This window comes from Aeromonas hydrophila subsp. hydrophila ATCC 7966 (genome assembly GCF_000014805.1).
Lineage (GTDB): Bacteria > Pseudomonadota > Gammaproteobacteria > Enterobacterales > Aeromonadaceae > Aeromonas > Aeromonas hydrophila.
In genome coordinates, this window is record NC_008570.1 from 20,645 (window position 1) to 33,043 (window position 12,399).

General features: G+C 60.9%; 8 protein-coding genes and 4 tRNA genes. 5 read left to right on the forward strand and 7 right to left on the reverse strand.

Annotated features, from left to right (window positions below; all coding sequences use genetic code 11):
• Positions 1–26: 26 nt before the first annotated feature.
• The 5 genes from gorA to AHA_RS00110 all read right to left on the reverse strand — a co-directional run bounded on the left by gorA (position 27) and on the right by AHA_RS00110 (position 8,341).
• Positions 27–1,376, reverse strand: a complete 1,350-nt coding sequence (gene gorA / locus AHA_RS00090; protein WP_011704063.1) for a glutathione-disulfide reductase — start codon at positions 1,374–1,376, stop codon at positions 27–29.
• A 76-nt stretch (positions 1,377–1,452) separates the two neighbouring features.
• On the reverse strand, positions 1,453–3,420 hold the full coding sequence (locus AHA_RS00095) for an ATP-binding protein (protein WP_171279904.1): 1,968 nt from the start codon (positions 3,418–3,420) through the stop codon (positions 1,453–1,455).
• A 122-nt stretch (positions 3,421–3,542) separates the two neighbouring features.
• Entirely contained in the window at positions 3,543–6,623 is a 3,081-nt protein-coding gene (locus tag AHA_RS00100) for a multidrug efflux RND transporter permease subunit (protein ID WP_011704065.1), read from the reverse strand.
• Between the two features lie 15 nt (positions 6,624–6,638).
• Positions 6,639–7,745, reverse strand: a complete 1,107-nt coding sequence (locus tag AHA_RS00105) for an efflux RND transporter periplasmic adaptor subunit (protein WP_011704066.1) — start codon at positions 7,743–7,745, stop codon at positions 6,639–6,641.
• Positions 7,746–7,777: 32 nt separating this feature from the next.
• Positions 7,778–8,341: a TetR/AcrR family transcriptional regulator gene (locus AHA_RS00110; protein WP_016348886.1), complete on the reverse strand. Its 564-nt coding sequence runs from the start codon at positions 8,339–8,341 to the stop codon at positions 7,778–7,780.
• Positions 8,342–8,601: 260 nt separating this feature from the next.
• Here AHA_RS00110 and AHA_RS00115 point away from each other — a divergent pair.
• The 5 genes from AHA_RS00115 (at position 8,602) to AHA_RS00135 (ending at position 9,755) form a co-directional block, all read left to right on the forward strand.
• Positions 8,602–8,678: transfer RNA gene (locus AHA_RS00115), tRNA-Arg, on the forward strand.
• Positions 8,679–8,728: 50 nt separating this feature from the next.
• Positions 8,729–8,804, forward strand: a tRNA-His gene (locus AHA_RS00120).
• A 20-nt stretch (positions 8,805–8,824) separates the two neighbouring features.
• Positions 8,825–8,910, forward strand: a tRNA-Leu gene (locus AHA_RS00125).
• A gap of 73 nt (positions 8,911–8,983) precedes the next feature.
• A tRNA-Pro gene (locus tag AHA_RS00130) sits at positions 8,984–9,060 on the forward strand.
• A 185-nt stretch (positions 9,061–9,245) separates the two neighbouring features.
• A complete protein-coding gene (locus tag AHA_RS00135) occupies positions 9,246–9,755 on the forward strand; it encodes an RICIN domain-containing protein (protein WP_115586397.1) in 510 nt (169 codons plus the stop codon).
• A gap of 4 nt (positions 9,756–9,759) precedes the next feature.
• Here AHA_RS00135 and pyk read toward each other — a convergent pair whose 3' ends face one another.
• Both pyk and AHA_RS00145 read right to left on the reverse strand, forming a co-directional pair.
• Positions 9,760–10,839 carry a pyruvate kinase gene (gene pyk / locus AHA_RS00140; RefSeq protein ID WP_011704069.1) on the reverse strand — a complete coding sequence of 360 codons (1,080 nt, stop codon included), beginning with the start codon at positions 10,837–10,839 and terminating at the stop codon, positions 9,760–9,762.
• 67 nt (positions 10,840–10,906) lie between these two features.
• Entirely contained in the window at positions 10,907–12,244 is a 1,338-nt protein-coding gene (locus AHA_RS00145; RefSeq protein ID WP_011704070.1) for an MFS transporter, read from the reverse strand.
• Between the last annotated feature and the right edge of the window lie 155 nt (positions 12,245–12,399).

A 12,399-nucleotide genomic window follows, 5' to 3' on the forward strand; every position in this document is an offset into this window, starting at 1 on the left:
CAAGTTGCTGTGACTTTGATATGCGGTTATCGCATGGTCACGAACTCTTCCGCGCTGGTCGGGTGGATGGCGACACAGTTGTCGAAGTCCGCCTTGGTGGCGCCCATCTTCATGGCGACGCCGAAGCCTTGCAGGATCTCGTCCATGGCGAAGCCGATGCCGTGCAGGCCGACCACCTTCTCTTCCGGCCCGACGCAGACCAGCTTCATCCGGGTGGGCTGGCGATGCTGGGTCAGCGCCGAATACATAGCGGTGAACTGGCTGCGGTAGACCTTGACCTGACCTTCACCGTATTCGGCGATGGCTTCCGGCTCGGTCAGGCCGATGGTGCCGATGGGTGGGTGGCTGAACACCACGGTTGGCACCAGATCGTAGTTGAGGTGTTCGCCCGGCTTGTTGTTGAACAACCGCTCCGAGAGGCGGCGACCCGCCGCAACAGCCACCGGGGTGAGCTGGATGCGGCCGGTGTTGTCACCGACGGCATAGACGTTGGCGACGGCGGTGTTCTGGAACTTGTCGGTCGGGATAAAGCCCTGCTCGTCCAACTCGATGCCGGCGGCGGCCAGATTGAGGTTGTCGGTGGCCGGGACGCGGCCGATGGCCCAGATCAGGCAGTCGACGGTGAGGTGGCGACCATCTTCCAGCTGCAGGGTCAGGCTCTCATCGGCGTTCTTGACCACGGCTTTCGGAATGGCGTGGGTGTGCAGCTTGGGCCCTTCCTGCGCCATGATTTCGACCAGAGTCTCGTGGATCATGGGGTCGAAGTTGCGCAGCGGCGCATGTTTGCGCACCACCAGGTGGGTTTCTGAGCCGAGCGCCTGCATCACCCCGGCGATCTCCACCGCGATATAGCCGGCCCCGACCACGGCAACCCGCTTGGGCTGGCTCTGCAGCTCGAAGAAGCCGTCGGAGTCGATGCCCAGCTCGGCACCCGGGATGGCCGGCACTTCAGGGCGGCCGCCAGTGGCGATCAGGATGTGATCGGCGCTGTACTGCTCGCCATTCACTTCGATGGTGTTGCTGCTGACGAAGCGGGCGAAGCCCTTGATGACGGTGATCTGGTTCTTGCCCAGCACGTTCTGGTAGGACTGATGAATGCGGCCGATGTAGGCCTGGCGGGACTCGACCAGCTTGGCCCAGTTGAAGTGGTTGAGGGTGGTGTCGAAGCCGTAGTCGGCGCCATATTTCAGGGCATCGGCGATCTGGCCGGCATACCACATGGCCTTCTTCGGCACGCAGCCGACGTTGACGCAGGTTCCACCCAACTCTTTGGCTTCAATCAGGGCAACTTTCTTACCGTACATGGCAGCCCGGTTGGCCGAGGCGATGCCGCCGCTGCCGCCGCCGATGGCGATATAGTCAAAATGCTGTGCCATTGCGAGGTTCTCCGCTCATTAAGAATGCAATCACAGCATGATGGGGATAAAGCGGCTGGCTCACAAGAGCCAGCGCTCAGTTATGTTGGATCGGCAGGCGAATATGGAACTGGGCGCCGTTGTCCGGCTCGCTGACGCAGTTGATGCGACCGCGCAGCAGCTGCACCACCAGGTTGTAGATGATGTGGGTGCCGAGCCCGCTGCCGCCCTGGCCCCGCTTGGAGGTGACGAAGGGGTCGAAGATGCGCGGCAAGATCTCGGGCGGGATGCCGCGGCCATTGTCGCTGTAGTCGATCAGCAGCTCTTCACCCTGCTGTTCCACCTTGATGGTGATCTTCTTGGGCTTGTCCCAGTTGTCGAAGCCGTGGTTGATAGAGTTGAGGATCAGGTTCGAATAGATCTGGGTGAAGCTGCCGGGGAAGGAGAAGATCGACAGCTTGGGATCGCACTGGATATCCACCTCGCACTGGGCCTTCTTCAGCTTGTGGCCGAGGGAGACCACCACCTGGTGCAGGTTGTCGGCGAGGCTGAAGTTGTAGCGTGCCTCGGACGACTGATCCACCGCCACCTGCTTGAAGCTGGCGATGAGCTCCGAAGCGCGGCGCAGGTTGCCCTGCAGCAGCTGCATGGACTCGTCGAGGTTGACGGTAAATTCGGTGAGATAGGAGCGCGACAGCTGCTTGGAGTCGATGTGCTGCTTGAAGTCGGCCACCCGCTCCTGCAGGTAGGAGGAGGCAGTCACGCTGATGCCGATGGGGGTGTTGATCTCGTGGGCCACGCCGGCTACCAGCGAACCGAGGGAGGCCATCTTCTCCGACTCCACCAGGGTCTGCTGGGCCTGTTTCAGATCGTCGTAGGCCTTGCCCAGCTGGTCGTTGGCATCGCTCAGGCTGCGGGTACGCTCCACCACCTTGCCCTCCAGCTGTTCGTTGAGCTGGATGATCTCCCGCTCCACCTTCTTGAGGCGGGTGATGTCGTAGCCAAAGCCGATCAGATACTTGAGGTTGGGCCCTTCGTAGAAGGGGGCGAAGGTCCATTGCAGCACCAGCTCGTGGCCCTGCTGGTCATGCATGATGACCTCTTTGTCCTCGATGGAGCCGTGATCGGCCAGGGTGGCCGCCAGCTCGTCGCGCTGGGCCTTGCTGACGAACAGATCCAGCCAGTTGTGCTGCAGTATCTCCTGCTGGTGGTAGCCGGTCAGCAGAATGGCTGCCGGGTTGATGCTGGCGATGTTGAGATCCGGCTCCATGCAGCAGATGACCATGTTGGCCGAGTTGATCAGGGTGGCGGAGAAGTCACGTTCCTGTTGCAGCTGCTCGGCGGCCTGATGGCGCGCCGCAAATTCGTCGTTCAGCCGGGTACGCATCTGGTTTAGGGTGGCAACCAGGGTGTCGAGTTCGTCGGGTTTCTTGCGGGGCAGGGGGCGCCCCTCCAGGGTCAGCTCGATGGCCAGCCGGTCCAGATTGAACTTCTGGGCATAGTTGGCGATGCGGTTGAGGTGCCGCACCACCAGGTAGTAGATGATGATCAGGATGCAGAACGAGACCACCAGGGTCTTGATAGTCTGGCTGACCATGATCAGCACCGATTTCTCGATCAGGCGCTGGTAGATCTGTTCGAGGGAGGCGGCGACGAACAGCTTGCCCACCACCTCGCCCTGATAGGTGAGGTTGAACTCGCGGGAGATGTCGTAGCTTTCCCGCTCCACCCCCTGGGTCAGCAGCGGCACTTCCGAGTTGCCGAGCATCTCCTTCACCATCACGAACTGCATGTTGGGCAGGTTCATGATGCCTTCGATCTGTACCTTGACCTGCTCTTCGTCCAGGTTCCACAGGCTGGCGGCGATGGGCTGCAGGAAGGAAGCCTCGATCTGGCCGATGCTGTCCTCGATCACGGCCACGTCCTTGCGGTAATCCCAGGCAAGCTGCAACACCGTAATGATCATCGCCAATACGGTACTGCACACCAGAATGTAGGAGAGCAGGCGGTATGAGAGTCCGTTACGGCCGACGGCCTTAGCGGTCTTGGAGAAGAGTCCTGACATGGCGTCCTTGCGGTCTGGATATATTGCCATTTAGTTTAACTGCTTCATGCACTTATGTCGTGTTTCGTTAGCGTGATAAAAACAAGGCCCCGAAACGGGGCCTTGTTGATTAGGAACGGTTTTTAATGACTCCCTTTCGCCTTGGGCGGAATGGATTCGTCAAACACCGGCAGCGGTTTGTGTTCGGAGGCCAGGTAGGTGTAGATCACCGGCAGCACGAACAGGGTGAACAGGGTACCGATGGCCAGACCGGCCACGATCACGATGCCGATGCTGAATCGCTGGGCTGCCCCGGCCCCCGTTGCATAGAGCAGCGGGATGAGACCGGCGATCATGGCGGCCGTGGTCATCAGGATGGGGCGCAGACGCACCTTGGCGGCGGCCATCACGGCTTCCATCCGGTTGCGACCGTGCAGCAGTTGCTCCTCCTTGGCCACCTCGCAGATCAGGATACCGTGCTTGGTAATCAGGCCGACCAGAGTGATCAGACCCACCTGAGAGTAGATGTTCATGGTGGCGGCACCCCAGGCCAGCGCGATCAGTGCGCCACTGATGGCCAGCGGTACGGAGACCATGATCACCAGCGGGTCGCGGGCCGACTCGAACTGGATCGCCAGCACCAGGAAGATGATGGCCAGCGCCAGGGCGAAGGTGGCGTACAGGGCGCTGCCTTCGGTCACGAACTGGCGGGCTTCACCCATGTAGTCGTAACGGTAACCCTGCGGTAGCTTCTCGCTGGCGGTGGCATCCAGCCAGGCGATGGCGTTGCCCATGGTGGTGCCCGGCATCAGCACGGCACCTATGGTGGCCGAGTTGAGCTGGTTGAAGTGGGGCAGGGCGCGCGGCTCGCCGACCACCTCGATGCTGATCAGGCTGCCGAGCGGGATAGACTGGCCGTCGGCCGCCCGCACGTAGTAGCCCTTGATCGACTCGGGGTTGAGGCGGTATTTGCGCTCGACCTGCGGGATCACCTCGTAGGAGCGGCCATCCAGGTCGATCCGGTTGACGTAACCATCCGACATCATGGTGCCCAGGGTGATGCCGATGTCCTGCATGGTGATGCCGTAGGCACCCGCCTTGTCCTTGTCGATCTTGATCTTCATGGTGGCGGAGTCGTACTGCAGGTCCAGTTCGGAGTAGACGAAGCGTCCGCTCCCCTGGGCTGCGGTCAGGATCTCGCTCGCCACCTGATAGAGGCTCTCGAAGTTGTTGGGCGTGGTGATGACGAACTGGATCGGCAGGCCGCTCGAGGCACCCGGCAATTCCGGGAACTGGAAGGTGGTGATGGACATGCCGGGCACGTTCTCGACCAGCTTGCCAACCCGTTCCAGCACCTCTTTCTGGCTCGCTTCACGCTGGCTCCACGGCACCATGGAGGCGATACCGAACGCCTGGTTGGCGTTGAACACCCCGGAGAAGACCTGGGAGAAGGCCACTTCCGGCTGTTCGTCCAGCACCTTGTTCACCTGCTCCATGGTGCCCTGGATGTAGTCCAGGTTGACGTTGGAGGGGGCGGTACCCAGCACGGCCATGACGCCCTTGTCTTCGTTCGGTGCCAGTTCGCTCGGAATGAACTTGAACAGCATCGGCAGGCTGGCGAAGACGATGACGGCGAACAGCACCACCACGATGCGCTTCTGCATCACGGCGTGCAGCATGGCATCGTAGCGGACCGTCATGCGGTCGAGCAGATGATGCACCTTGCTCTCGAACTTGCCCGGCTCTTCGTTGGCCTTGAGCATCTTGGCGCACATCATGGGCGACAGTGTCAGCGCTATGATGCCCGACACGAACACGGCGCCGGCCAGGGTGAGGGCAAACTCCTTGAACAGGGAGCCGGTGATGCCCCCCATCAGGGCGATCGGCGCATACACGGCGGCCAGGGTGACCGTCATGGCGATGACCGGCACGGCGATTTCACGGGTACCTATGATGGCGGCCCGGAACGGTTCTTCCCCCTCCTTGACGTGGCGATCCACGTTCTCCAGCACCACGATGGCGTCATCCACCACCAGACCGATGGCCAGCACCATGGCCAGCAGGGTCATCAGGTTGATGGAGAAGCCGAACATCTGCATCACCATCACCACCCCGATCAGGCTGAGAGGAATGGTGATAATCGGGATGATGACCGCCCGGAACGAACCAAGGAACAGGGTGATCACCACCAGCACGATGGCGGCTGCCTCGGCGATGGTCTTGATCACCTCGCTGATCGATTCGTTGATGGCAACGGTCGAGTCATAGAGGACGTTGGCCTCCATGGTGCTCGGCATGTTGCTCTTCAGACTCGGCAGCATCTCCAGCACGTCGTGGGCGATGTTGATCGGGTTGGCGGTCGGCGCCGCGTTGATGGCCAGTACCACGGCCTCGCGGCCGTTGGCGGTGGCGCGATAGGTATCGTGGCTCTTCTCCAGGCTGACCTTGGCGATGTCTGCCAGACGGATCACCTTGCCGTCACGGGTGGCCACCACCAGGCGCTCGAGCTCCTCGGTGGTGTTGACCTGGGTCTCGGCATTGCCGTTGTAGAGGGTGAAGTAGCCGGTGGCCTGGCCGGTGGCGGACTGATAGTTGTTGCTGTTGAGCACGCTCATCACGTCCGCGGCGGTCAGGTTGAACGCCGCCATCTTGGCCGGATCCAGCCACACCCGCAGGGCGTACTTGGTACCACCGTACATGTCGACCTTGGAGACGCCGCCGACGGTAAAGAGCTGGGGCTTGATGACCCGCTCCAGGTAGTCGGTGATCTGGCTGGCGTTGAGCTCGGGGCTGGTGAAGCCGATGTAGAGCACCGCCGTGGTCGAGCCGGTCGACATGGTTACCGAGGGATCTTCCGACTCCTTCGGCAACTGGGAACGTACCGAGTTGACCTTGGCCAGAATGTCGGACAGGGCCGCATTCGGGTTGGTGTTGAGCTTCATGTAGGCAGTGATGGTCGAGCTGCCGAGCTGGGTGGACGACGTCATGAAGTCGATGTTGTCCGCCTGGGCGATGGCCTGTTCCAGTGGCTGGGTGATGAAGCCCTGGATCAGGTCGGCACTCGCGCCATAGTAGCTGGTGCTGACCGTGACGACCGTGTTGGTCATCTCGGGGTATTCCCGCACCTGCATCTTGAACACGGCCTGGACACCCAGCAACGCGATCAGAAAGCTGATCGAGATGGCCAGGATGGGCCGCTTGATGAATATATCGGTAAAGCGCATCTGTCTCTCCGCGTTTTACAGCATGGGAACCTGGTCCGGAACCTTCAGGCCCTGGTCCTGCACGATTTTCACTTTGGCGCCGTTGCTCAGGCGTACCTGGCCGGACATGACCACTTCGTCACCCGCCTTGATGCCGGAGACCACGTGCGCATCGTTGCCCTTGCGCTCGCTGACCTTGACCACCACCTGCTCGACGCGCTTCACGCCATCCTTCTCCTTGACCAGGTAGACGTTCTCGCCATACAGGGTAAAGGTGATGGCGGTCTGCGGCAGCACGATCTGGTCCTTCTGGGCCGGCAGCAGAATGCTGGCGCGGGCAAACATGCCGGAGCGCAGCTGGCCGTCGTTGTTGGGGATGTCCGCCTGCACCTGGATCAGGCCGCTCTGGTAGTTGACGGCCGGTTCGATGGCGCTGATGTGGCCCTTGAACTGGCGATGCGGGTAGGAATCCACGTTGATCAGGATGTCCTGATTCAGGCGAATGCGGGAGATATCGGTCTGCGGCACGGTGAAGCGCAGGCGCATCACGCTGGTGTCTTCCAGCCGGACGATGTCGGTACCCGGTTGCAGGTACTGACCGAGGAAGACGTTGCGCAGGCCGACTACGCCGGCAAACGGTGCGCGCACTTCGCGGCGGGCGATGGTCGATTTCAGACTCTCGATATCGGCCTCGAGGGAGCGGTAGGTCGCCTCGGTGTCATCCAGCTGGTCGCGGGAGATGGAGCCCTTGGTGAACAGGTTCTGATAGCGATCGAACTTGGCCTTGGCCGCCGGCAGCTTGGCCATGGAGGCGCGCAGGTTGGCCTTCTCGACGCTGGCATCCAGGCTCAGCAGCAGCTGATCCGGCTTGACGGTATCACCCGACTCGAAGGAGATGCTGTCGATGGTGCCGGATTGCTCGGTTGACAGGGTTACCCCCTGGTTGGGTTCGATGAAACCGATGGCCTCGATGGTCGGTACCCAGTCGCGGGTCTCCACCTTGTGGGTGGTGACCGGAAACTCGGGCTCCGGCATGTTGGCCATGTAGTTGGCTATCATCTTTTGCTTGAACAGGTTGAAGCCAATCACGCTGCCGAACAGGGCCAGCGCGATGAGCAACATGATGCTCATCCACTTTTTCATGAACTCTCGCTCCTGAGATATGAGTGCAATGTTTAAGGGGTCAAAATAGCTCGCCAGCAGGCCCGGATCACGGCTTCCAGCTGGTCTTGCGTCAGTTCGAATTGGTGCACCTGGCTTTGCAGCGCCATATTTGCCACGCAATCCAGGCTCAGCACCTGCAGTACCCGGACGGGCAGGTCGATAAACAGACCCTGTTCCAGGCCCCGTTCGAAGAAGCGATCCAGCGGGGCCCAGGCAGCCTTGATGACCGGGTCCTGCTCCAGCTCTGCTCCCAGCGGGGAAGTTTCATACTGCAATTTGCATTTGAGCGCGTTCGGTTCGTCGACAAAGATGGCGTGGATGTTGAGCCACAAACGCCGAAATTGTTCGAACGATACCTCCTCTGTCTGCACGCCTTCCATGACCAGGGGATGACACTGGAGGATGGTGTGCCGATAGAGTTGGCGGATCAGGTCATCCTTGTCGCTGAAATAGCGATAGATGGTGCCTGCCGCCACTCTGGCTTTCTTGGCCACCACGGCAATGGAGAGGCCGTGGAAACCCTGTTCGCCGAGTACTTCATGAGCCGCATCGAAAATGCGTTCTTTCTTGTTCATGACGGGATGATCACAACGGCTGAATGAACGTTCATTCATTCTAGGGGGGCTTTGAGGCAAGTCAAGTTTTGCCCATCATCGGATTGCTATGTGGGGGGAGCCAAAATTAGCGGAGCGGGGCTGGATCCAGCCTGAATGAAACAAAAACGCTTAAAAAAAGCCAGAAATGATTGAAAAACAAGCGGTTGATTCTGCGAGATAAAAAAACAGTAGACAAAGTGGGCCCCCATCATTAATATTGCGCCCCGTTCGACAGCGTAGCGCCCGTAGCTCAGCTGGATAGAGCGCTGCCCTCCGGAGGCAGAGGTCACAGGTTCGAATCCTGTCGGGCGCACCATCAAAAGTGCGCCGGTTAAGCGGGCGAGTTGAAGAACGAAAACAGCTGTGGTGGCTGTAGCTCAGTTGGTAGAGTCCCGGATTGTGATTCCGGTTGTCGTGGGTTCGAGCCCCATCAGCCACCCCATTTTACAGCTTGTCAGGTATGCGAAGGTGGCGGAATTGGTAGACGCGCTAGCTTCAGGTGTTAGTGCCCCCCGGGTGTGAGGGTTCGAGTCCCTCTCTTCGCACCATACTTGCTGTATGACGAGGATGACCGTTCATGGTCGTCTTTGTGTTTTGAAAAGAAAGCTTTTTTTAAAGCCTCGGTGATTAGCGCAGCCCGGTAGCGCATCTGGTTTGGGACCAGAGGGTCAAAGGTTCGAATCCTTTATCACCGACCACATTCTGAAAAACCCCGCTCAGGCGGGGTTTTTTGCTTTCTGTCGTCTGCCAGCCTGCTGCCGCAGGTTTCTGTCACGTCTGTTTACATTTCTGTTGGCACTTTCTCGCTGTCGCTTCGGGTATGCTGGGACGCAGACCCACGGCAAGTGGGCGTTATTGAACACAATTCAGGCCAACATGTCATATGCACCCAAATTCTTTTCGCGTCAGCACACTGGCGCTGGTTGTCGTGGCCCTCAGCGGCTGCTCATACAAACCCAAACCCGACGAGATCCTGATGGGGGCTGCCCCCATGCAGAGTACCGCCACCTCTGCGCTGGTAACCGATGCCGGATTCTGCGTGGCCCTCAATGACCACAATCAGCTGATCACCCAGCCTTGTGACCAGACTGTTCGCCAGCAGTTCAGCTGGGATGCCGGTGCCTTGCAGCTTGACCAGCGTTGCCTGGTGGCCAAAGGGGTGAGCGAGCTGACCATGGCCGAGTGCCAGGATGAGAGCCGGCAATGGCAGTGGCAGGAAGATCGGCTGTTCAACAGCAAGGCTGACCGCTGTCTGGATGTGGCCGGCCGTCGTCACAAGCCGGGCACCCCGCTGCGGTTGGCCGACTGTTTCGGCGGGGCCAACCAGAGCTTCGCATGGCAGAACAAGAGCAGCATGTTCGACAAGCTGAACCTGAAAAGCCTCATCTGGTGAGGCATCAGGCCAACCTGGCTAGCTCCCCGTGGCTGGCCGCGAGGCCATGCCCTGCCGGTTCCATCTCCTGTTCGGCGGCCAGCGCGATGCGGGCCATGGCGGCGACCGCTTCCACCGGATAGCGGCCGGTTGCCGACTCGGCCGACAGCATCACCGCATCGCTGCCATCCATGACGGCGTTGGCCACATCCATGACCTCGGCCCGGGTGGGCATGGGGCTGGCAATCATGGACTCCATCATCTGGGTAGCGGTGATGACCGGGCGGCCGAGCGCCCGGCAGCGCCGGATCAACCTCTTCTGCACGCCGGGCAGTCTGGCATCGCCAATCTCGACCCCCAGATCCCCACGCGCCACCATGATGAGGTCGGCGGCGTGAATCAGCTCATCCATGGCGGCCACTGACGCCACCACCTCCGCCCGTTCCACCTTGGCCACTATGGCCGCCCGGCTACCGCTGGCACGAATGAGGGTTCTGGCCTCTTCGAGATCGGCGGCGCTGCGCGGAAACGAGACGGCGATATAGTCGGCCTCGAGCAGGCGGGCCGTCAGGATGTCGGCCTTGTCCTTGTCGGTCAGGGCCGGAGCGCTCAGACCGCCGCCCAGCACGTTGATGCCCTTGCGGCTGGACAGGGTGCCGCCGACCAGCACCCGGGTTTCGATGCGCTCGTCGATCACCTGTTCCACACAGAGCTGGATGCGGCCGTCATCCAGCAGCACGACGTTGCCCGTCTGCAGTTCGCCGGCCAGCGCCGGATAGTCGGTACCGACCCGGGATTGATCGCCCTGGTGGCTGTCCAGGCCGGCATCGATGGTGAAGGGGTCGCCCGGTTGCAGCCGGATGCAGCCGTCGGCAAAGCTAGCGATGCGGATCTTGGGGCCCTGCAGGTCGGCGAGGATGCCTATCTCGCGGTCGAGGCGGGCGGCGCAGGCCCGAATTCTGGCCGCCAGGGCCAGGTGTTGCTCCGGACTGCCGTGGGAGAAGTTCAGCCTGAATACATTGGCTCCCGCCTGGATCAACTGCTCCACCATGGCGGCGGATGAGCTGGCCGGGCCCAGGGTGGCGATGATTTTGGTCTTGCGCATGGGATGCTCCTGTTGCGAGGAAAATGCACAAGGGTGGCCGACGGGCCACCCTTGTGCTGAACGGGGATCAGTGGTTGACGACTTTCTTGGCGTTCCACACCGTCATGGCGAGCAGCATGGAGACCACGGAGGCTCCGAGCCAGAAGTACTGGGCGCTGCTGAAGTCGTAGTGGGTGACGCCGTCGATCTCGCTGGTCTTGATCAGGGCGGCGGAGACCAGCTCCTGGATGGAGGCGGCGATGTAGGAGCAGAGGCCGATGAAGCCCTTCACGGCGCCCACTGCGGTCTTGGGCATCAGGTCGCAGGCGGTCAGCCCGGCCAGGAAGACCACCAGCCCGCCGATGGCATAACCGATCAGGGCGAGGGCGACGGCATCCATCATGCGGCTCTGCGGGCCCCAGAACATCAGGCACATGCCGGCCACGTTGGCCAAGCCGTAGAGCAGGGTCGGGATGTGGCGGTTGGCGTTGAACAGCTTGTCGGAGATGATCCCGGCCAGAATGGCGCCGAGGAAACCGGCGATGGGATAGGCCGACATGGCGAAGCCGGCGTCGATCAGGCTGTAGCCCTTCTGCTCCTGCAGGTAGAGCACAGCCCAGGAGCTCATGGCGTAGCGGGACATGTACATGCAGGCGCAGGCGGCGGCGATGAGCCAGACGGCGGGTTGCTTGAGCACGAACAGCTGGGCGCGGCGGATTTCGGCCGGGTCCACCTTCTTGGCAATCTCGGGTGTTTCACCAAAGGCGACGGCCGGCTCCGGCAGGGCGTAGGTCTGCGGGCGATCTTTCAGCACCAGATACATGCACAGGGCGGCGATCAGGGAGGCGATGCCGGCGCCGATGAAACCGGCCTTCCAGCCGAAGTAGCTGACGATGGTGGCGGTCAGGATCCAGGAGATGCCTTCCCCTATGTTGCGCGAGCCGCCCCAGATGGAGTAGACCGAGCCCCGCTGCTTGGGGGAGAACCACTGGAAGATGGAGACGCAGGAGGGGGCGGACCCGACGGACTGGAACCAGCCGTTCAGGCCCCACATCAGCACCAGAAAGAAGGTGGCGGTGTTCATGCCCATCAGGATGGTGCAGATGGACGAGAGCCCCAGCGAGACCGACATGAAGCGGCCTATGTTGGCGTAGTCGGAGAGGAAACCGTTGGAGAACTTGCCGACGGCGTAGGTGAACAGGAAGGCGGAGCCGATGACCCCCAGCTCTTCCAGGGTCACCACGCCGGAGTCCAGCATGGGCTTCTTGACCACGTTGAGGCTCATGCGCACGACATAGAACATGGCGTAACCGAGTACCAGACCCAGGAAGACCTGCCACTGGTACTTGCGGTAAATGGAGCGGATTTTATCGGGCGAGGCTTCCATGACCGGCAGGTCGGCTCGCGTCTTGAAAAAGTTGAACATGGGGTTCTCCGTTTATATTTGGCAGCTTGGTTTCAGAGGGAGCTCTGATAGCGGCTGCCATCATATGAAGGGAGAAATTCAGCCGGCAAAAAGCCGGATATGGGTCAACTCTGACTCAATCATGGGAAAACCATGAGTCAAAAATGACATATTTG

Excerpts from the sequence above, each read along its gene's own strand:
- gorA (WP_011704063.1), bottom strand. The coding sequence starts at position 1,376 with ATGGCACAGCATTTTGACTATATCGCCATCGGCGGCGGCAGCGGCGGC.
- AHA_RS00095 (WP_171279904.1), bottom strand. The coding sequence starts at position 3,420 with ATGTCAGGACTCTTCTCCAAGACCGCTAAGGCCGTCGGCCGTAACGGA.
- AHA_RS00100 (WP_011704065.1), bottom strand. The coding sequence starts at position 6,623 with ATGCGCTTTACCGATATATTCATCAAGCGGCCCATCCTGGCCATCTCG.
- AHA_RS00105 (WP_011704066.1), bottom strand. The coding sequence starts at position 7,745 with ATGAAAAAGTGGATGAGCATCATGTTGCTCATCGCGCTGGCCCTGTTC.
- AHA_RS00110 (WP_016348886.1), bottom strand. The coding sequence starts at position 8,341 with ATGAACAAGAAAGAACGCATTTTCGATGCGGCTCATGAAGTACTCGGC.
- AHA_RS00135 (WP_115586397.1), top strand. The coding sequence starts at position 9,246 with ATGCACCCAAATTCTTTTCGCGTCAGCACACTGGCGCTGGTTGTCGTG.
- pyk (WP_011704069.1), bottom strand. The coding sequence starts at position 10,839 with ATGCGCAAGACCAAAATCATCGCCACCCTGGGCCCGGCCAGCTCATCC.
- AHA_RS00145 (WP_011704070.1), bottom strand. The coding sequence starts at position 12,244 with ATGTTCAACTTTTTCAAGACGCGAGCCGACCTGCCGGTCATGGAAGCC.